The sequence below is a fragment of the Pseudomonas fluorescens genome (assembly GCF_018614655.1).
In the GTDB taxonomy this organism is placed as follows: Bacteria; Pseudomonadota; Gammaproteobacteria; order Pseudomonadales; family Pseudomonadaceae; genus Aquipseudomonas; species Aquipseudomonas fluorescens_BX.
Genome location: NZ_JAGGOG010000004.1, coordinates 90,644 through 108,398 on the forward strand (window position 1 = coordinate 90,644; position 17,755 = coordinate 108,398).

The 17,755-nt window shown below is 60.8% G+C and carries 18 protein-coding genes; 9 read left to right on the forward strand and 9 right to left on the reverse strand.

The features are described from left to right. Positions 1 to 77 precede the first annotated feature (77 nt). Entirely contained in the window at positions 78 to 404 is a 327-nt protein-coding gene (locus tag J7E41_RS05325; protein ID WP_214990666.1) for a DOPA 4,5-dioxygenase family protein, read from the reverse strand. A 31-nt stretch (positions 405 to 435) separates the two neighbouring features. Beyond that, complete coding sequence (locus J7E41_RS05330) at positions 436 to 1,386, reverse strand: choline sulfate utilization transcriptional regulator (RefSeq protein ID WP_214990668.1); 951 nt, start codon at positions 1,384 to 1,386, stop codon at positions 436 to 438. Positions 1,387 to 1,489: 103 nt separating this feature from the next. On the opposite strand from J7E41_RS05330, the gene betC reads away from it, so the two are divergent. The 3 genes from betC to J7E41_RS05345 all read left to right on the forward strand — a co-directional run bounded on the left by betC (position 1,490) and on the right by J7E41_RS05345 (position 5,679). Beyond that, positions 1,490 to 3,004 (forward strand): choline-sulfatase, encoded by a 1,515-nt coding sequence (gene betC, locus J7E41_RS05335; RefSeq protein ID WP_214990670.1) that lies wholly within the window; start codon positions 1,490 to 1,492, stop codon positions 3,002 to 3,004. Between the two features lie 16 nt (positions 3,005 to 3,020). Further along, positions 3,021 to 3,941: a choline ABC transporter substrate-binding protein gene (gene choX, locus J7E41_RS05340; protein ID WP_214990671.1), complete on the forward strand. Its 921-nt coding sequence runs from the start codon at positions 3,021 to 3,023 to the stop codon at positions 3,939 to 3,941. Positions 3,942 to 4,110: 169 nt separating this feature from the next. Then, positions 4,111 to 5,679 (forward strand): SulP family inorganic anion transporter, encoded by a 1,569-nt coding sequence (locus J7E41_RS05345; protein WP_214990674.1) that lies wholly within the window; start codon positions 4,111 to 4,113, stop codon positions 5,677 to 5,679. A gap of 114 nt (positions 5,680 to 5,793) precedes the next feature. Here J7E41_RS05345 and aroE read toward each other — a convergent pair whose 3' ends face one another. Both aroE and hemF read right to left on the reverse strand, forming a co-directional pair. Then, positions 5,794 to 6,612, reverse strand: coding sequence for a shikimate dehydrogenase (gene aroE / locus J7E41_RS05350; RefSeq protein ID WP_214990675.1), 819 nt, complete (start codon positions 6,610 to 6,612; stop codon positions 5,794 to 5,796). Beyond that, entirely contained in the window at positions 6,612 to 7,544 is a 933-nt protein-coding gene (gene hemF, locus J7E41_RS05355; RefSeq protein ID WP_169357169.1) for an oxygen-dependent coproporphyrinogen oxidase, read from the reverse strand. The genes aroE and hemF overlap by 1 nt, the downstream gene beginning before the upstream one ends. Before the next feature lie 160 nt (positions 7,545 to 7,704). Here hemF and J7E41_RS05360 point away from each other — a divergent pair, with 160 nt between their 5' ends. After that, entirely contained in the window at positions 7,705 to 8,682 is a 978-nt protein-coding gene (locus tag J7E41_RS05360) for an NADPH:quinone reductase (RefSeq protein ID WP_214990677.1), read from the forward strand. Between the two features lie 159 nt (positions 8,683 to 8,841). Here J7E41_RS05360 and J7E41_RS05365 read toward each other — a convergent pair whose 3' ends face one another. The 3 genes from J7E41_RS05365 to J7E41_RS05375 form a co-directional block, all read right to left on the reverse strand. Beyond that, on the reverse strand, positions 8,842 to 9,399 hold the full coding sequence (locus J7E41_RS05365) for an L-threonylcarbamoyladenylate synthase (protein ID WP_169357167.1): 558 nt from the start codon (positions 9,397 to 9,399) through the stop codon (positions 8,842 to 8,844). A 54-nt stretch (positions 9,400 to 9,453) separates the two neighbouring features. Continuing rightward, positions 9,454 to 10,548 carry a DNA-processing protein DprA gene (gene dprA, locus J7E41_RS05370; RefSeq protein WP_214990679.1) on the reverse strand — a complete coding sequence of 365 codons (1,095 nt, stop codon included), beginning with the start codon at positions 10,546 to 10,548 and terminating at the stop codon, positions 9,454 to 9,456. Between the two features lie 63 nt (positions 10,549 to 10,611). Continuing rightward, positions 10,612 to 11,412 (reverse strand): peptidoglycan-binding protein, encoded by an 801-nt coding sequence (locus tag J7E41_RS05375; RefSeq protein ID WP_214990680.1) that lies wholly within the window; start codon positions 11,410 to 11,412, stop codon positions 10,612 to 10,614. A gap of 138 nt (positions 11,413 to 11,550) precedes the next feature. On the opposite strand from J7E41_RS05375, the gene def reads away from it, so the two are divergent. From def to J7E41_RS05400, 5 genes are all read left to right on the forward strand, one after another. Beyond that, on the forward strand, positions 11,551 to 12,057 hold the full coding sequence (gene def, locus J7E41_RS05380; protein WP_155582304.1) for a peptide deformylase: 507 nt from the start codon (positions 11,551 to 11,553) through the stop codon (positions 12,055 to 12,057). Between the two features lie 55 nt (positions 12,058 to 12,112). Continuing rightward, positions 12,113 to 13,072 carry a methionyl-tRNA formyltransferase gene (fmt, locus tag J7E41_RS05385; protein ID WP_214990682.1) on the forward strand — a complete coding sequence of 320 codons (960 nt, stop codon included), beginning with the start codon at positions 12,113 to 12,115 and terminating at the stop codon, positions 13,070 to 13,072. Next, complete coding sequence (gene rsmB, locus J7E41_RS05390) at positions 13,069 to 14,379, forward strand: 16S rRNA (cytosine(967)-C(5))-methyltransferase RsmB (RefSeq protein ID WP_214990684.1); 1,311 nt, start codon at positions 13,069 to 13,071, stop codon at positions 14,377 to 14,379. The genes fmt and rsmB overlap by 4 nt, the downstream gene beginning before the upstream one ends. Positions 14,380 to 14,401: 22 nt before the next feature. Then, positions 14,402 to 15,775: a Trk system potassium transporter TrkA gene (gene trkA, locus J7E41_RS05395; RefSeq protein WP_155582307.1), complete on the forward strand. Its 1,374-nt coding sequence runs from the start codon at positions 14,402 to 14,404 to the stop codon at positions 15,773 to 15,775. Between the two features lie 123 nt (positions 15,776 to 15,898). Continuing rightward, positions 15,899 to 16,237: a hypothetical protein gene (locus J7E41_RS05400; protein ID WP_214990686.1), complete on the forward strand. Its 339-nt coding sequence runs from the start codon at positions 15,899 to 15,901 to the stop codon at positions 16,235 to 16,237. Between the two features lie 13 nt (positions 16,238 to 16,250). Here the strand turns inward: J7E41_RS05400 and J7E41_RS05405 are convergent, their stop codons facing one another. Next, the gene (locus J7E41_RS05405) at positions 16,251 to 17,138 is read right to left on the reverse strand and encodes a lysophospholipid acyltransferase (protein WP_214990688.1); all 888 of its coding nucleotides are present in this window, start codon (positions 17,136 to 17,138) and stop codon (positions 16,251 to 16,253) included. Positions 17,139 to 17,178: 40 nt separating this feature from the next. Beyond that, positions 17,179 to 17,736, reverse strand: coding sequence for a DNA-3-methyladenine glycosylase I (locus J7E41_RS05410; protein WP_214990690.1), 558 nt, complete (start codon positions 17,734 to 17,736; stop codon positions 17,179 to 17,181). Between the last annotated feature and the right edge of the window lie 19 nt (positions 17,737 to 17,755).

Consider the following 17,755-nt stretch of genomic DNA (forward strand, 5'->3'; position numbering starts at 1 on the left):
GCGGATGAGGCGAATATAAACCCAAGACCGACAACTTCTCAATATATAAATATCAATCCCATATATAGGGAGAAAACTTAAAATATCGACAAATCCAATGTCCGCATAGCCCCCATCCAGATCGCATGCTCGGTATGGTCCTTCAAGTCATCACCTGTATCCGGATGCAGAAACACCACCAGACCATTGCGATTGAGCGCCAGCCACGGCAACACCACCCCGATGTATTCCGGCTCGAACGCCAACTGGCAACTCCAATCCGGGTGCGGCCCCACCGGGCGTTCATGCACTCGGCCCATGCGCAGCGGGAACAATTGCGCGGCCTCTTCGCAGAGCTTGCGCGCCTGTTCGATCGTGCTGGCGTCGAAATAGATATGGGCGTGGTAGCCCTTGATACGTTGCATGACAGCCTCCGGACTCAATGATCGGTAAATCCTAGACCGCAATGGAAGGCAGGGCCAAGCCGGTCAGGGATTGGGCGCTGCGGGCCTGTTCCGCCACCAGCCAGTCAACGAAGCGCTCGATCAACTGGCCCCGGCGTTTGCGCTGGGGGAGCACCACGTAATAACCAAAGCGCGAGACCACGGTGTCGCCAATCGGCCGGCACAGCCACTTCTGTTCCAGCAAGTTATCCACCAGGTGCCGCCAGCCGATGGCCACACCCTGGCCGGCAATCGCCGCCTGGATCAACAGCGTGTAGTTATCGAAGCGTAGTTGGCCAGGCGTGGGCGCGGCGGTGATGCCCAGTTCGCGGAACACGCCGCTCCAGTCGAACCACTGGCTGTTGTTTTCCTGGCGCAGATGCAGCAAGGGAAACGCCTGCAAGCTTTGCACGGTCAACGGGGTAGCGTGGTCCTTGAGCAACTGCGGGCTGCACACCGGAAACACTTCCTCGTTGAACAGCCACAGGCTCTCACCCTGCTTGAAACGGCCGTCGCCAAACAACACGGCCACATCGATATCGCTGCGCAACGTAGCGTGATTGCGCTCGCTGGTGACCAGGCTCACATCCACCTGCGGGTTGGCTTCATGAAAGCGATGCAGACGCGGCATCAGCCAGTAGGCGGCGAAGGCAAAGTCGGTCGCCACTTGCAGCACTTCGTGCTGGTCCTGTTGGATGATGGTGCTCAGGCCCTGGTTAATGTTCTGCAAGCCGGCCTGCACATGCTCGAACAGCAACGCACCGGCATCCGTCAGTTCAATACCACGGTAGATGCGATCAAACAGGCGCACCGCCAGTTGTTCTTCCAGGCGCTTGATCTGCTGGCTGATGGCAGGCTGGGTAGTGCCCAGTTCCATCGCCGCCGCCGTAAAACTGCGTTGCCGCGCTGCCGCTTCAAAGGCGCGCAGCAGATCCAGTGACAGGTTGCCGAGGGATTCATACATAAGCTGTGCTTATCCTAGACATTGCTTTTCATGGGCTTTACCACGTTTTACATGGCCTGCATGCTCAATCGCATAAACATTGACTATGGAATGCCGCGAAACCATGAAGCGCAAGAACATTCTTTTCATCATGGCCGATCAAATGGCCGCGCCGATGCTTCCGTTCTACGGTCCTTCGCCTATCAAACTGCCGAACCTGAGCCGCCTCGCCGCCGAAGGTGTGGTGTTCGACGCCGCCTATTGCAACAGCCCACTGTGTGCACCCTCGCGCTTTACCCTGGTGAGCGGGCAATTGCCGAGCAAGATCGGCGCCTACGACAACGCGGCGGATTTCCCTGCCGACGTACCGACCTATGCCCACTACCTGCGCCGCCTCGGCTACCGCACTGCGCTGTCGGGCAAGATGCATTTCTGTGGCCCTGACCAACTTCATGGCTATGAAGAGCGCCTGACCAGCGACATCTACCCGGCCGACTATGGCTGGGCGGTGAACTGGGATGAACCGGACGTGCGCCCCACCTGGTATCACAACATGTCGTCGGTGCTGCAAGCCGGGCCGTGCGTGCGCACCAACCAGCTGGATTTCGACGAAGAAGTGGTATTCAGGGCTCAGCAATACCTGTTCGACCATATTCGTGAGGATGGCGACCAGCCGTTCTGCCTGACCGTGTCTATGACCCACCCACACGACCCGTACACCATTCCCAAGCCGTTCTGGGACCTGTACGACGACAACGACATCCCATTGCCTGCAACCCCGCCACAGGCTGATCTCGACCCTCACTCCCAGCGCCTGCTCAAGGTCTATGACCTGTGGGACAAACCGCTGCCCGTGAACAAGATCCGCGATGCCCGCCGCGCCTACTTCGGCGCCTGCAGCTACATCGACAGCAACGTCGGCAAGCTGCTGCAAACCCTGGAAGACACCGGCCTGCCAGAAGACACCATCATCATCTTCTCCGGCGACCACGGCGACATGCTCGGCGAACGAGGGCTCTGGTACAAAATGCACTGGTTTGAAATGGCCGCCCGGGTGCCGCTGCTGATCAGTGCGCCAGGGCAATTCAAGGCAGGTCGCGTGACAGCAGCGGTCTCCACCGCCGACCTGCTGCCGACCCTGGTGCAACTGGCCGGTGGCGAGCTGGAAGCCAACCTGCCGCTGGATGGCCGCTCACTGGTCCCGCACTTGCAAGGGCAGGGCGGGCATGACGAAGTGTTCGGCGAATACATGGCCGAAGGCACCATCGGGCCGCTGATGATGATCCGTCGGGGCGCTTACAAGTTCATCTACAGCGAAGACGATCCGTGTCTATTGTTCGATGTACACAATGACCCACGCGAGCTGGAGGAACTCAGCCAGTCACCGGAACACCGGGCGCGGTTCGATGCATTCCTTAATGAAGCGCGGGCCAAATGGGACATCCCGGCGATCCACCAGCAGGTGCTCGCCAGCCAACGCCGTCGTCGCCTGGTCAGCCAGGCGCTGACCCAGGGCAAGCTGAAGAGCTGGGACCACCAGCCACTGGTAGATGCCAGTCAGCAATACATGCGCAACCATATCGACCTTGACGATCTGGAGCGTAAAGCACGTTACCCACAACCCTGCCAAAACCAATAAAACCAAAGGGAAGGCCATGATGAAGTTATCCACAGCACTGGGCGTCGGACTGCTGGCATTCAGCAGTGCCAACGCTTACGCGGACTCGAGTTGCGAGACGGTGAAAATGGCCGATCCAGGCTGGAGTGATATCGCCGCGACCAATGCCATTACCGGATTTTTACTGACCGGCATGGGCTACAAGACCAAGGTCGATACCCTCGCGGTACCGATCACCTTTGGCGGGCTCAAGGACGGCCAGGTGGATGTGTTCATGGGTAACTGGATGCCCGCGCAGCAAGGCTTCTACGACAAGTTCGTGGCCAATGGCGATGTGGTGCAACTGGCGAAGAACCTCGAGGGCACCGAGTTCACCCTCGCCGTGCCGGACTATGTGTGGGACGCCGGGGTGCATGACTTTGCCGACCTCAACAAATTTGCCGACAAGTTCGGCAAGAAGATCTACGGCATCGGCTCGGGTGCGCCGGCGAATATTTCGCTGCAAGAGATCATCAAGAAGAATGACTTCGACCTGGGTCAGTGGAAGCTGATCGAATCCAGCGAACAGGCGATGCTCGCCGAAGTGTCCCGGGCGGTGAAGAAACAGCGCTTCGTGACCTTCCTCGGCTGGACGCCGCACCCGATGAACGTGCAGTTGAAGATGCGTTACCTCAAGGGTGGGGAGAAGTACTTTGGCGATACAGGCAGCGTGTATACGTTGACGCGCAAGGGTTATGCACAGGCTTGCCCCAACGTGGGGAAACTGCTGACCAACCTGAGTTTCACCCAGGAGATGGAGAACAGCATCATGGCCGAAGTAGTAAACAAGAAAGTCAGCAATGCTGATGCGGCGAAGGCGTGGATCAAGGCGAATCCGGCGGTGCTGGATAAGTGGTTGGACGGGGTTAAAACCGTGGATGGCCAGGACGCGTTGACGGCGGTAAAAGCCAAGCTCTAACGCCCGTCCCCTATCAGTAGGTGAACCCGACGTAGCAGCTGTCGAGCCTAGGCGAGGCTGCGTCTGCGGTGTGTCAGATACACTGCGAACGCAGCCTCGCCTAGGCTCGACAGCTGCTACGCAGAGCCAACTGATACCCTGATTCAACCCTTTTCAACCTGAGCACCCCATGCCCCGGCCCAACCGCCATACCCTCTTCCCGTTCCTGAGCTGGCTCCCGCGCCAGACCCGCGCCAGTGTCGGACGAGATGCCATCGTCGGGCTCAGCGGCGCAGTCCTGGCGTTACCGCAATCCATTGCCTACGCACTGATCGCCGGCCTCCCACCGGAATATGGGCTCTACGCCGCCATCATCCCAGTGTTGATCGCCTGCCTATGGGGCTCATCCTGGCATTTGATCTGCGGCCCGACAGCGGCGATCTCCATCGTGCTCTATGCCAGCATCAGCCCGCTGGCAGTACCCGGCTCTCAGGACTACATCACCTTGATCCTGCTGCTGACCCTCCTCGCCGGGGTGTTTCAGTGGTTGCTGGGCATGCTGCGCTTCGGCGCGCTGGTGAATTTCGTTTCGCACTCCGTGGTGCTGGGCTTCACCCTCGGCGCCGCGGTGGTGATTGCCTTGGGGCAGTTGCCCAATCTGCTGGGCCTGGACCTGCCGAGCGAGGCCACGGCGGTCAACAGCCTGCTGGCGCTGATCAACCATGCGGGGGAGTGGGATCGTCCCTCGCTCGTGCTCGGGCTGGGCACCTTGGCCGTGGGTGTATTGCTCAAGTTAGTGGTGCCGCGCTGGCCGACCTTGTTGATTGCCCTGGCCCTGGGCAGCCTGGTGGCCTGGCTGTGGCCGGCGATGTTCGGGCACGTCGCGCTGGTCAGCGCCTTCGTTGGCAAACTGCCGCCGTTCAGCCCGCTGCCGATGGATCTGGACATGGTCCTGCGTCTGCTGCCCAGTGCCGTGGCGGTGGGTATGCTGGGGTTGGTAACCAGCCTGTCGATTGCTCGCTCGTTGTCGGCGCGTTCGCAACAATTGCTCGACGCCAATCAGGAAGTCCGCGCCCAGGGACTGTCGAACATCGTGGGCGGATTTTTCTCCGGGTATCTGTCAGCCGGCTCCTTCACCCGTTCGGGCCTCAGTTACGAGGCGGGCGCCTGTTCGCCATTGGCGGGCGTATTTTCTGCGCTGTGGGTCGCGTTGTTTGCGTTGTTCGGCGCCGCGCTGATCGCCCACATCCCGATCCCGAGCATGGCCGCCAGCATCTTGCTGATTTGTTGGGGGCTGGTGGACCATCGGGGCATTCGGGCGTTGTTCCGGGTCAGCCGTGCGGAGTTTGTGGTGATGAGCCTGACCTGCATCGCCACGCTGCTGCTGGAGTTGCAGACGGCGATCTACGCCGGGGTATTGGCGTCGCTGTTTTTCTACCTCAAACGCACGTCGCAGCCACGGGTCCAGCAATGGCGTGATGGCGAGGAAGATGTGTTGCGGGTGGGTGGGTCGATCTTTTTTGGAGCCAGCCACTACCTGCAAGTACGCCTGCAAAGCTTGCAGGGCCAGCGGGTCGTGATCGAGGCGCAGCAGATCAACTTTATCGACTATTCCGGCGTGGAAATGCTGCACCAGGAAGCGCGGCGACTGAAGGGGCTGGGGCGCAGCCTGACGTTGCGTCGGGCCAGGCCGCAGGTGGTGGAAGAGCTCAAGAAGCTGGACGGGGCCGATAAATGCCCCCTCCACTTTGAAGACTGAACACGGTTAAAAATGTGGGAGCGGGCTTGCTCGCGAAAGCGGTGGGTCAGTTGATAAAAATTTGACTGACCCACCGCTTTCGCGAGCAAGCCCGCTCCCACATTTAGATTTGTGTCAGGCCAACTGCCGCCGCAACTCAGCCAGCACTGGCGCCGACTCCGGTCGCACGCCGCGCCACAGGAAGAACGCTTCGGCGGCCTGTTCCACCAACATGCCCAAGCCATCCATCGCCTGCGCAGCACCATTTTCACTGGCCCAGCGGCAGAACGCCGTAGGCTCCTTGGCGTACATCATGTCGTAGCAAAAGGTCCTGCCCGGTTCGATCAAGCTGCCGGCAATCAGCGGAACATCACCCGACAGGCTGGCCGAGGTGGCGTTGATGATCACGTCCACGGGCTCGCGCAACCAGTCAAAACCACTGGCGGATACGGGACCAAGATAATCAAACAACGCCGCCAGCAATTCGGCCTTTTCCACAGTACGGTTGGCAATGATCAACGAGGCCGGCAGTTCAGCCAGCAACGGTTCCAGCGCACCACGCACCGCGCCGCCCGCGCCCAGCAGCAAGATGCGCTTACCTTGCAGGCTCAAGCCCGCGTTGACAGTCAGGTCCCGCACCAGGCCGGCACCGTCGGTGTTGTCGCCCAACAGGCTGCCATCTGCGAGTTTACTTAGGGTGTTTACCGCGCCGGCGCGTTGGGCACGTTCTGTCAGGGTGTTGGCCAGGCGATAGGCTTCTTCCTTGAACGGCACGGTGACGTTGGCACCACGGCCTTGCTGGAAAAACTCACGGGCACAGCCAGTGAAATCCTCCAGCGGCGCCAGCAAGGTGCTGTAGTCCAGCTGTTCGCCGGTCTGCTCAGCGAACAGGCGATGAATCAGCGGCGACTTGCTGTGACCGATAGGGTTACCAAAGACGACATAGCGATCCATCAGACCGCTGCCTTGGGCGCAACAACACCCAGCCAGTCGCGGTCCTGCAGGAAGTAGTCGGTCAGGCGTGCCTCTTCGCTGCCGGCCTCTGCTTTCCAGTCATAGCTCCAGCGCACTTGCGGCGGCAGGGACATCAGGATCGACTCGGTGCGGCCACCCGATTGCAGGCCAAACAGCGTGCCACGGTCATAGACCAGGTTGAATTCGACGTAGCGGCCACGGCGGAATTCCTGGAATTCGCGCTGCTGTTCGGTATAGGCCGTGGCTTGGCGGCGCTGAACGATCGGCAGGTAAGCGTCGATGTAGGCATCGCCAATGGCGCGTATGAAGGCGAAGCAGGTGTCGAAGTCCCACTCGTTCAAATCATCGAAGAACAGGCCGCCGATGCCCCGGGGCTCGTTGCGGTGCTTGATGTGGAAGTAGCTGTCGCACCAGGCCTTGTAGCGCGAATAAACGTCCGGGCCGAAGGGTGCACAGGCCTGCTCGGCCACACGGTGCCAGTGGATGCAGTCTTCTTCGTTGCCGTAGTAGGGCGTCAGGTCGAAGCCGCCACCGAACCACCACACCGACTCTTCACCTTCTTTTTCAGCAATGAAAAAGCGCACGTTGGCGTGGGAAGTCGGCACGTGAGGGTTATGGGGGTGAATCACCAACGACACGCCGAGGGCCTCAAAACCACGGCCGGCGAGTTCCGGGCGGTGGGCACTGGCGGACGGCGGCAGGCCGCTGCCGAAGACGTGGGAAAAGTTGACGCCGCCTTTTTCGATCACCGAACCGTTTTCGATCACACGGGTACGACCGCCACCGCCGGCAGGCCGGGTCCAGGCGTCTTCGATAAAGCGAGTGTCCGTCTCGAAGGTTTCCAGGGCGCTGCAAATGCGGTCTTGCAGGTCGAGCAGGTAGGCTTTAACAGCCTCGGTGCGAGTAGTCATGGCATCACCTTGAATCGGGCAAAGCTACGCGAGGCCATTGGGCGTCGGCGGCAAATGGGCGCACAGGATACCACCGCACCGGGTTGCACCGCAGTTGACGAAGATCAAGCTTAGGAGTCCGATAGGAGCCCTTCGCGACATTGACTTGAGGAGAGTGCAGATGGCCAAACGTATCCAGTTCCGTGCCCATGGCGGCCCCGAAGTGCTTGAGTATGTCGACTACACGCCGGCAGAGCCGGGCCCGCTGCAGGTTCGGGTAAGCAACAAGGCCATTGGCCTGAACTTCATCGACACTTATTTTCGCAGTGGTCTGTACGCACCACCGGCGTTGCCATCCGGCCTGGGCGCGGAAGGCGCCGGGGTGGTGGATGCGGTGGGCAGTGAAGTGACTCAATTCAAGGTCGGTGACCGTGTGGCCTATGGCAGCGGCCCGTTGGGCGCCTACAGCGAGCTGCATGTGTTGCCGGCTGCCAACCTGGTGCACCTGCCGGACGACATCAGCTTCGAACAGGCCGCAGGCGCCATGCTCAAGGGCCTGACCGTGCAGTACCTGCTGCGCCAGACCTATGAGTTGAAAGGTGGCGAAACCATCTTGTTCCACGCCGCTGCCGGTGGCGTCGGTTCCCTGGCCTGCCAGTGGGCCAAGGCCCTGGGCGTGAAGCTGATCGGTACCGTCAGCTCACCGGAAAAAGCCGCGCAGGCCAAATCCCTCGGCGCCTGGGAAACCATCGACTACAGCAAGGAAAACGTCGCACAACGTGTGCTGGAGCTGACCGACGGCAAGAAATGCCCGGTGGTGTACGACGGCGTGGGCAAAGACACTTGGCTGACCTCGCTGGACAGCGTGGCGCCACGGGGCCTGGTGGTCAGTTTTGGTAATGCGTCGGGCGCGGTGGATGGGGTTAACCTGGGGATTCTCGCGGCCAAGGGCTCGCTGTACGTGACCCGGCCGACACTGGCGACCTATGCGAGTAATCCAAAGGATTTACAGGTGATGGCGGATGATCTGTTTTCGATGATCAAGAGCGGCAAGGTGCGCATTGATATCAATCAGCGGTATTCGCTGGCGGATGCGGCGAAGGCGCAGACGGAGTTGTCGGCGCGGCGGACTACGGGGTCGACCATTCTCTTGCCTTGATACTTTAGATTTTCAGTGGCTCTGAGGGCCTCTTCGCGAGCAAGTCGAATCGTCGCACCGCCGCTCCCACATTTGACCGCATTCCAAAGATGGAGCTCGGTCAAATGTGGGAGCGGCGGTGCGACGATTCGACTTGCTCGCGAAGGCCGCGCATCGGTCTCAAGACGGGCGCACAATCTCACCACTCGCCAGATCCCGAATCAGGCTCGGGTTCTTGCGCCCACCCAGATTCCCACCCAGCACCAGATCCACCTGCCCACGGAAATACTGCTCCACGCGAATCCGCGTGCGCGCCGCCGGGCGGCCCTGAGGGTTGGCCGAGGTGGAGATCAGCGGCCCAACCAGCGAGCACAAATCCCGCACCAGTGGATGATCACTGACCCGCAACGCCACCGTGTCATGCACCCCGGTGATCCACTCAGGCAGCAAGTCCTGATGAGGCACCAGCCAGGTATTGGGACCCGGCCAGGTGCTGGCCATACGATCTATCCACAGGTCAGGGAAGTCTTCGAAGAGAAAATCGAACTGGCGGATGTTATCGGCAATCAGGATCAGGCCCTTATCCACTGAACGGCCCTTGATCGCCAGCAAGCGATCCACCGCTTCCTCGTTCCAAGGGTCGCAGCCCAGGCCCCAGACCGCCTCGGTTGGATAGGCAATTACCGCGCCTGCACGAATTTCTCGCGCGGCTTCCCGCACACGCCACCTGTTGACCATTGCTCACTCTCCGAACTAAAGCTCTGCGCAGTTTACCGATCTTCGTTACAAAACCTAGCTGCGCGCAAGCCAGCGACCGCTTTCACAGATAACCCGGCCCTCCAGTTCCAATTCCGTGAGAGTCGCCAGCACATGGGACAGCGCTTGGCCGCTGGCAACCGCCAAGGCTTCGCTGGTGTGGGGAGCGGCATGCAGCAGCGCCACCAATGGATGAGTCACCGCGATCGGCGCCGGGCGGGACAACGCCTGCCAGCCCCGCAGGCCCTCAAGAATGTGTTCGATGGTCTCCACCAGCATTGCGCCATCGCGAATCAACTGGTGACAACCCTTGGCGCCCGGATGGTGGATGGAACCGGGGATCGCATACACCTCGCGCCCTTGCTCTGCCGCCAGCCGAGCGGTGATCAGCGAACCACTGGCGACGCTGGCCTCCACCACCAATACCCCCAGGGACAAACCGCTGATGATGCGATTGCGCCGTGGGAAGTTGCCTGCCTGAGGAGCGGCGTCCAAGGGGAACTCGGAAACCACCGCGCTGCCCTGGGCAATCATCGCCGCAGCCAGACGTCGATGGCGCTGTGGATAAAAATTTTCCAGCCCGGTGCCCAACACGCCGATTGTCTGCCCACCGACATCCAATGCCGCCTGGTGCGCCGCGCCGTCTATTCCCAGCGCCAAGCCGCTGGTGATGACAAAACCGGCACTTGCCAGGCTGCGGGAAAACGCCGCCGCAGTGTCCATGCCAGGCCAGGATGCGCGACGGCTGCCCACCATGGCCAATTGCGGCTTTTCCAGGATGGTGGGGTCGCCGGCGACAAATAACAGCGGTGGTGCATCTGCAATTTCTGCCAGTAGTGCGGGGTAGTCCGGCAGGTCCCACATCAGCAAATGCTGGGCCGGACGCTCAAGCCAGGCCAACGCGGCACTGGCGCCATCGCGAACTTCCTGGCTACGCCGGGCCTCGCTGCAAACCATCGGTAAACCCAGGGAGCGCCAGGCGCTGGCTGGCGCGCTGATGGCTTTCGAGGCCGAGCCAAAGGCCTCGATCAACTTTTTGAAACGTTTTGGCCCAAGCTCCGGCAGCCGGTGCAAACGCAAGCGTGCTTCCAGTTCTGCCGGGGAAAGGGTACGGGTATCGGTCGATGACATGTGATCATCCTTGATCGCAACAAGCTGTGGATAACTCTGTTGGTAACTTATTTAGCAGGCTAATTATTGTGTTTGTTCAGGACTCTCGAAACGGTCCATCACTGCCAGTGAGCGTGAGGCGCTAAGGACCAGTCCGTAACTGAGTTTTTCATAGGTGCGAAACACCAAGAGGGTACCGGCACGTTCATCCGGGATCTTCACCACATCGCCCGTGACTCGGTCGCGTACGGTTTCCCCGCTCTTTGTCACCGACAGCAAATGGCCTTCCATCAAGCCGTCGCGGCGCCCCCTGTTCAGGGTGACCGCATCGAGCACACCAATCTGCGTCACGCCCCGGGGCACGTCGATGATTCGCCCTGCAATACGGTGCGCAGGCACTTGGGCCAGTAGGTCCGACAGGGAGGCAGAGGGCTGCGCGGCGAGCAAACGATCCCCCGGTCGCACCTCCTGGGTCACGCGTTGCACGGCCAGGGTCGTCACATCGCCCGCCATCACAAAACGGGCGGTACCGATATCGTCGGCGTTGATTCCCAAGAATTCCTGGCTGTCAGGGTCGGTGTAAACCTTGCCCCGGCGGAAGATTCCATAGGTGGGTTGCACAGGGTCCAGAACGCCCCGGGCGTGGATTCGCTCACCATTGGCACCCAACACCCGTCCAGCCTCTGCGGCAATAATGTAAGGCGCGGTGTCCAGAATGCCCGGGGTGTCGAGTATCCGGTTGTGCAGCAAAAAGCGCTGAATAGCCTTTCGGGTCTGGTTGTCCAGTGCCTGGGGCTGCTGTGGAGAAGTGTCGTCGGATAGCGCCGGTACATGGGCGTCGGCGGTCATGGCCCACAACAGCAAGACGAGTAGCGATTTCCTCATGGGGTGAATCTCCTTTATTATGTACGTTCGCGTGAAACGCCTTGGCCTTAGCGGCTTTCGGACGTTTTCCACCGGCACTCCCGGGGTCCATCCCCGATGCCGACTTGCCTTTACCTCACATGTGCAGCAATTACGCTTATGGCTATTTTGAACATCCTCGAGTTTCCGGACTCACGCCTGCGCACTATCGCCAAGCCAGTGGCCGTAGTGGACGCCAAGGTTCGTCAGTTGGTCGATGACATGTTTGAAACAATGTATGAGGCCCCGGGCATCGGCCTCGCCGCGACCCAGGTCGACGTGCATCAGCGCGTCGTGGTCATGGACCTGTCCGAAGATCGCAGCGAGCCTCTGGTGTTTATCAACCCTGAGTTCGAGACCCTGACCGACGAGATGGGCCAGTACCAGGAAGGCTGCCTGTCAGTGCCGGACTTCTACGAGAACGTCGACCGTCCGCAACAGGTCAAGATCAAGGCCCTGGACCGTGACGGCAAGCCGTTCGAGCTGATTGCCGAAGGCCTGTTGGCGGTGTGTATCCAGCATGAATGCGATCACCTCAACGGCAAGTTGTTTGTCGATTACCTGTCCACGCTTAAACGCGACCGGATCAAGAAGAAGCTGGAAAAGAAACATCGCCAGCAAGCTTGATTCCTTTCTTTCAAAGGCTTGCTCCGGCAAGCCTTTTCTTTTGTGAGACGTTTCCATGACCGAGCCACTGCGCATCGTTTTTGCCGGTACCCCAGAGTTTGCCGCCGAACACCTCAAGGCCCTGCTCGATAGCCCCTACGAGATCGTGGCGGTCTATACCCAGCCGGACCGTCCGGCCGGTCGTGGGCAAAAACTGATGCCCAGCCCGGTCAAGCAGTTGGCTCTGGAGCACAACATCGTCGTGCTGCAACCGCCGACCCTGCGCAACGTCGACGCCCAAGCCGAGCTCGCCGCGCTGAAACCCGACTTGCTGGTGGTGGTGGCCTACGGCTTGATCCTGCCCCAGGCGGTGCTGGATATCCCGCGCCTGGGCTGCATCAACAGCCACGCATCCTTGCTGCCACGCTGGCGCGGTGCGGCACCGATCCAACGTGCCGTCGAAGCCGGTGACGCGATGAGTGGCGTGACCGTGATGCGTATGGAAGCAGGCCTGGACACTGGCCCGATGCTGCTGAAAGTCACCACACCGATCAGCGCTGAAGACACCGGCGGTAGCCTGCATGATCGTCTGGCCGAAATGGGCCCGCCCGCCGTCGTCCAGGCCATCGCCGGTCTGGCGGCAGGCACCCTGGAAGACGAAATCCAGGACGATAGCCTCGCCACCTACGCCCACAAATTGAACAAAGACGAAGCACGCATCGACTGGAGCCGCCCGGCCGTAGAGCTGGAGCGCCTGGTACGTGCTTTCAACCCGTGGCCGATCTGTCACAGCACGCTCAATGGCGAAGCCTTGAAAGTACTGGCTGCCAGCCTGGCCGAAGGCAAAGGCGCACCGGGCGAGATCATCGGCGCCAGCAAGGACGGCCTGTTGGTCGCCTGCGGTGAGCAGGCGTTGTGCCTGACCCGTCTGCAATTGCCCGGTGGCAAGGTGCTGAACTTCAGCGATTTGTTCAATAGTCGCCGTGAGAAATTTGCCGCAGGCATCATCCTGGGCCAAGCGGTGGAAGCCCAATGAACCCACGTCTGGCCGCCGCCAAGGCTTTGGCCGCCGTACTCAACGGCAAGGCCTCCCTCAACAGTTCGTTGCCAACCCAGCTGGATAAAGTCGAGGACCGTGACCGCGGCTTCACCCAGGACCTGGCGTTTGGCACCGCCCGCTGGCAGCCGCGTCTGTCGGCGCTGGCGGCCAAGCTGCTGCAAAAGCCGTTCAAGGCGGCAGATTCCGATGTCGAAGCGCTGCTGCTGGTGGGTCTCTACCAATTGCTCTACACCCGCGTCCCGGCCCACGCCGCCATCGGTGAAACCGTGGGTTGCGCCGACAAGCTGAAAAAAACCTGGGCCAAGGCCTTGCTCAACGCGGTGCTGCGCCGCGCCCAGCGCGAGAGCGAAGCCCTGCTGGCAGAACTGGAACACGACCCGGTAGTGCGCACCGCCCACCCGCGCTGGCTGCAAAAATCCCTGAAGGCCTTCTGGCCTGAGCAGTGGGAAGCCATCTGCGCGGCCAACAACGCTCATCCACCGATGATTTTGCGGGTCAATCGCCGTCACCAGACACGCGATGCCTATCTCACATTGCTAAGCGAAGCCGGTGTAGCGGCCAGTGCCTGTGTCTACAGCCAGGACGGTATCGTTCTGACAGAGCCTGGCGACGTGCGTAGCCTGCCTGGCTTTGCCGAAGGCTGGATCAGTGTGCAGGACGAAGCCGCCCAACTGGCCGCGGACCTGCTGGACCTGGCGCCCGGCCAACGGGTGCTGGACGCCTGCTGTGCACCGGGGGGCAAGACTTGCCACATCATGGAGGTCGAGCCTGGCCTCGCCGGCGTGGTGGCCGTAGACCTTGAAGCCAAACGCCTGGTACGCGTGCGGGAAAACCTCGCACGCCTGGGCCTGAGCGCCGAATTGATTGCCGCCGACGGCCGCGATACAGCCGCCTGGTGGGACGGCAAGCCGTTCCAGCGCATCCTGCTGGACGCACCGTGTTCCGCCACCGGGGTGATTCGTCGCCACCCGGACATCAAGCTGACCCGCCAACCCGACGACATCGCCGCCCTGGCCGTGTTGCAAGGCGAGCTGCTGGACGCGTTGTGGCCCACCCTGGAAGTCGGCGGCATCCTGCTTTACGCCACCTGCTCGACGCTGCCTACCGAGAATACCGAGGTCATCGAAGCCTTCCTCGCCCGCACCAGCGGCGCACGGGAATTGGACCTCGACATCCAGGCCGGGATCAAGCAGCCTCATGGGCGCCAGTTGCTGGCCCAGGAAGGCGGCCATGACGGCTTCTATTACGCCAAGCTGATCAAGATTGCCGCCGCACGCGGCTGAATAGTTTTAAGGGAGTGACCGGATGAAAATCATCATCCTCGGCGCAGGGCAGGTCGGCGGCACGCTGGCCGAGCATTTGGCCAGCGAAGCCAACGACATCACCGTGGTCGACACCGACGCCGAGCGCCTGCGTGACCTCGGTGACCGCCTGGACATCCGCACCGTGCAAGGTCGTGCGTCGTTCCCCACGGTGCTGCGCCAGGCCGGCGCGGACGACGCCGACATGCTGGTGGCGGTAACCAACAGCGACGAGACCAATATGGTCGCCTGCCAGGTGGCGCACACCCTGTTTCACACCCCGACCAAAATCGCCCGGGTGCGTGAGGCGGCCTACCTGACCCGCGCCGGCCTGTTCGACAACGACGCGATTCCGGTGGACGTACTGATCAGCCCGGAGCAGGTGGTCACCCACTACATCAAGCGCCTGATCGAGATTCCCGGCGCCTTGCAGGTGATCGACTTCGCCGAAGGCAAGGCGCAACTGGTGGCGGTCAAGGCCTACTACGGCGGGCCGTTAGTGGGCCAGCAACTACGGCAGTTGCGTGAGCACATGCCGAATGTCGAGACGCGGGTAGCCGCGATCTTCCGTCGCGACCGACCGATCCTGCCCCAGGGCGATACAGTGATCGAGGCTGACGACGAGGTTTTCTTCATCGCCGCCAAAGCGAATATTCGTGCAGTCATGAGCGAAATGCGCCGCCTCGAAGAAAACTACAAACGCATTGTCATCGCCGGTGGCGGGCAGATCGGCGAGCGCCTGGCCGAGGCCATCGAAAGCCGCTATCAGGTGAAGATCATCGAGATGAACCCGGCGCGCTGCCGGTACTTATCCGACACCCTCGACAGCACCGTCGTACTGCAAGGCAGTGCGTCGGACCGCGACCTGCTGCTGGAAGAAAACATCGCCGATGCCGACATCTTCCTGGCCCTGACCAACGATGACGAAGCCAACATCATGTCGTCGTTGCTGGCAAAACGGCTGGGGGCGAAGAAGGTGATGACCATCATCAACAACCCGGCCTACGTCGACCTGATCCAGGGCGGCGATATCGACATCGCCATCAGCCCGCAACTGGCGACCATCGGCACCTTGCTCGCCCACGTGCGGCGCGGCGATATTGTCAGCGTGCACTCGTTGCGCCGAGGCGCGGCGGAAGCCATCGAGGCAATCGCCCACGGTGATTCGAAGTCGAGCAAAGTGATTGGCAAGGCGATCCGTGACATAGGCTTGCCGCCGGGCACCACGATTGGCGCAATCATTCGCGATGAAGAAGTGATCATCGCCCACGACGACACCGTGATTGCCACCGGCGACCATGTGATTCTGTTCCTTGTGGATAAAAAACATATCCGCGACGTGGAGAAGTTGTTCCACGTGGGGTTGAGCTTTTTCTGATCTTGTAGCCGCTGCCACAGGCTGCGATCGGCCCGCAGGGTCGTAAAATTTCCAGATCGCTGAAGACCTTTGGTCTTATCGCAGCCTGCGGCAGCGGCTAAAGGTCTATACGGAGTTCACAACATGCTCGAATCCCTGGAAAAAATGCTCGCCAAGGGTGTGGATAACTCATTGCTGCGGTTTGGTTTGGGCAAGGGTTATCTGGATCTGAAAGATAACGCCAAGGCGGCCGAGCATTTGCAGAAGTGCGTCGAGTTTGACCCGACGTATTCGGCGGCGTGGAAGTTGTTGGGGAAGGCGCAGGTGGGGTTGGGGGATCAGGCTGTGGCGCGGTTGGCGTGGGAGCAGGGGATAGCAGCAGCCCAGGCCCACGGTGACAAGCAGGCCGAAAAAGAGATGGCGGTATTCCTGAAGAAACTCGATCGCCAAGCCCGCTCCCACATTTCGCCGGCGTCAACCTAGAGTCAGAAGTAGATCAATACCACCGCGCCTCACCCGGTGGCCGTTTCTTGAAGCGCTTCATGCTCCACATGTACTGGCTCGGGTAGGCACCGACATAGCGCTCCACCACCTTGCTCATTGCTGCGCAGGATGTGGCCGTGTCGGTGCTGTACATGTCTTCCGGCGCCGCTTCCAAAATCACCTTGTAGCCCGAACCGTCCGGCAGCCGCAGCGCATGCAGGAACACACCCACTGCCTTCCCGCCCGCCAACATGTTCGGCACAAACTTGCTGGTCAGCGCCTGGGTCGCAAAGAACGGCACGAAGATCCCGGCCGATTCCGCCGGCTCCGGGTCAGCGGGAATGCCCACCTGGCCACCTTTGCGCACTTCCTTGATCACACTGAGGATGCCTTCCTTGGTGGATGCGGCGACTCGGTTGCCCAATTGCACCCGTTGTTTGCGCAGCAAGTCATCCACCGCCTTGAGCTTGGGCGGACGGTAGAAAATGATCGGTTTGCACTGGCTGCAATAGAAGTGGTTCAACACTTCCCAGTTTCCCAGATGGCTGGTGATGCCCACCACGCCTTTGCCCGACGCCAGGGCTTCGTGCAGCACTTCCAGGCCTTCAACTTCGCGCACCAGGTCGATGGAGCGCTGGGCCGGCCAGATCCAGGCGCAGGCGCTTTCCGTCAACGACTTGCCGATGTCCATCAGGCTCTGGCCTACCAGGCGCTCGCGCTCGGCCTGGTCCATGTCCGGGAAGCATTTGGAGAGGTTGATTCGTACCGTTTCGCGGGAGCGGTTAGGGGTTTTCCACATGATCCAGCCAATGGCCGATCCCACGGCTTGCACGGCGCGCCAGGGCAGCAGGGCAAACAACCGAAGAGCGCCTACCAACAAGGCGCCTTTAAACTTTTCCACAGGTCACTCCTGATCTTGTGTGGTGCGCAAAGCGGTCATTCTAACCGCCGTGGACCAAGGTGGCGTAGCGATCACAGTCCCGAGTGTGGTCCATGACCATGCCCGAGGCCTGCATGAACGCGTAGCAGATGGTCGGTCCAACAAAAGTAAATCCGGCTTTTTTCAGCGCGCGGCTCATGGCTTCGGCCTCTGGCGTAATCGCCGGGACTTCGCTGCGGTCCTTGAAATGATTGACCTTGGGTACACCGCCAACAAACGACCAGAGCAAACCCACCGGATCCTCCAACGCCAGCCAGGCGGCGGCATTGCGCCGGGTGGCGTTGAGCTTCAGGCGGTTACGCACGATGCCCGGATCGAGCATCAGTGCCTCGATTTCTTCATCGCTCAACTGCGCCAGACGCGGTGCATCAAAGCCAAACAAGACCTTCCGATAATGCTCGCGTTTGCGTAAAACGGTGATCCAGGACAGGCCCGCCTGGAACCCTTCGAGCAAAAGCAGTTCAAACAAACCCTGCGCATCGCGCAGCGGCGTTCCCCACTCCTGATCGTGATAAGCCATGTATAGCGGATCTTCAGAACACCAAAAGCAGCGTGGCATAAGGCTCCAGTGAGTGGTG

Coding starts and splice junctions, on each gene's coding strand:
- betC (WP_214990670.1), top strand. CDS start 1,490: ATGAAGCGCAAGAACATTCTTTTCATCATGGCCGATCAAATGGCCGCG.
- J7E41_RS05365 (WP_169357167.1), bottom strand. CDS start 9,399: ATGGTCAACAGGTGGCGTGTGCGGGAAGCCGCGCGAGAAATTCGTGCA.
- J7E41_RS05360 (WP_214990677.1), top strand. CDS start 7,705: ATGGCCAAACGTATCCAGTTCCGTGCCCATGGCGGCCCCGAAGTGCTT.
- aroE (WP_214990675.1), bottom strand. CDS start 6,612: ATGGATCGCTATGTCGTCTTTGGTAACCCTATCGGTCACAGCAAGTCG.
- J7E41_RS05345 (WP_214990674.1), top strand. CDS start 4,111: ATGCCCCGGCCCAACCGCCATACCCTCTTCCCGTTCCTGAGCTGGCTC.
- J7E41_RS05375 (WP_214990680.1), bottom strand. CDS start 11,412: ATGAGGAAATCGCTACTCGTCTTGCTGTTGTGGGCCATGACCGCCGAC.
- hemF (WP_169357169.1), bottom strand. CDS start 7,544: ATGACTACTCGCACCGAGGCTGTTAAAGCCTACCTGCTCGACCTGCAA.
- def (WP_155582304.1), top strand. CDS start 11,551: ATGGCTATTTTGAACATCCTCGAGTTTCCGGACTCACGCCTGCGCACT.
- trkA (WP_155582307.1), top strand. CDS start 14,402: ATGAAAATCATCATCCTCGGCGCAGGGCAGGTCGGCGGCACGCTGGCC.
- J7E41_RS05410 (WP_214990690.1), bottom strand. CDS start 17,736: ATGCCACGCTGCTTTTGGTGTTCTGAAGATCCGCTATACATGGCTTAT.
- rsmB (WP_214990684.1), top strand. CDS start 13,069: ATGAACCCACGTCTGGCCGCCGCCAAGGCTTTGGCCGCCGTACTCAAC.
- J7E41_RS05325 (WP_214990666.1), bottom strand. CDS start 404: ATGCAACGTATCAAGGGCTACCACGCCCATATCTATTTCGACGCCAGC.
- dprA (WP_214990679.1), bottom strand. CDS start 10,548: ATGTCATCGACCGATACCCGTACCCTTTCCCCGGCAGAACTGGAAGCA.
- J7E41_RS05330 (WP_214990668.1), bottom strand. CDS start 1,386: ATGTATGAATCCCTCGGCAACCTGTCACTGGATCTGCTGCGCGCCTTT.
- fmt (WP_214990682.1), top strand. CDS start 12,113: ATGACCGAGCCACTGCGCATCGTTTTTGCCGGTACCCCAGAGTTTGCC.
- J7E41_RS05400 (WP_214990686.1), top strand. CDS start 15,899: ATGCTCGAATCCCTGGAAAAAATGCTCGCCAAGGGTGTGGATAACTCA.
- choX (WP_214990671.1), top strand. CDS start 3,021: ATGATGAAGTTATCCACAGCACTGGGCGTCGGACTGCTGGCATTCAGC.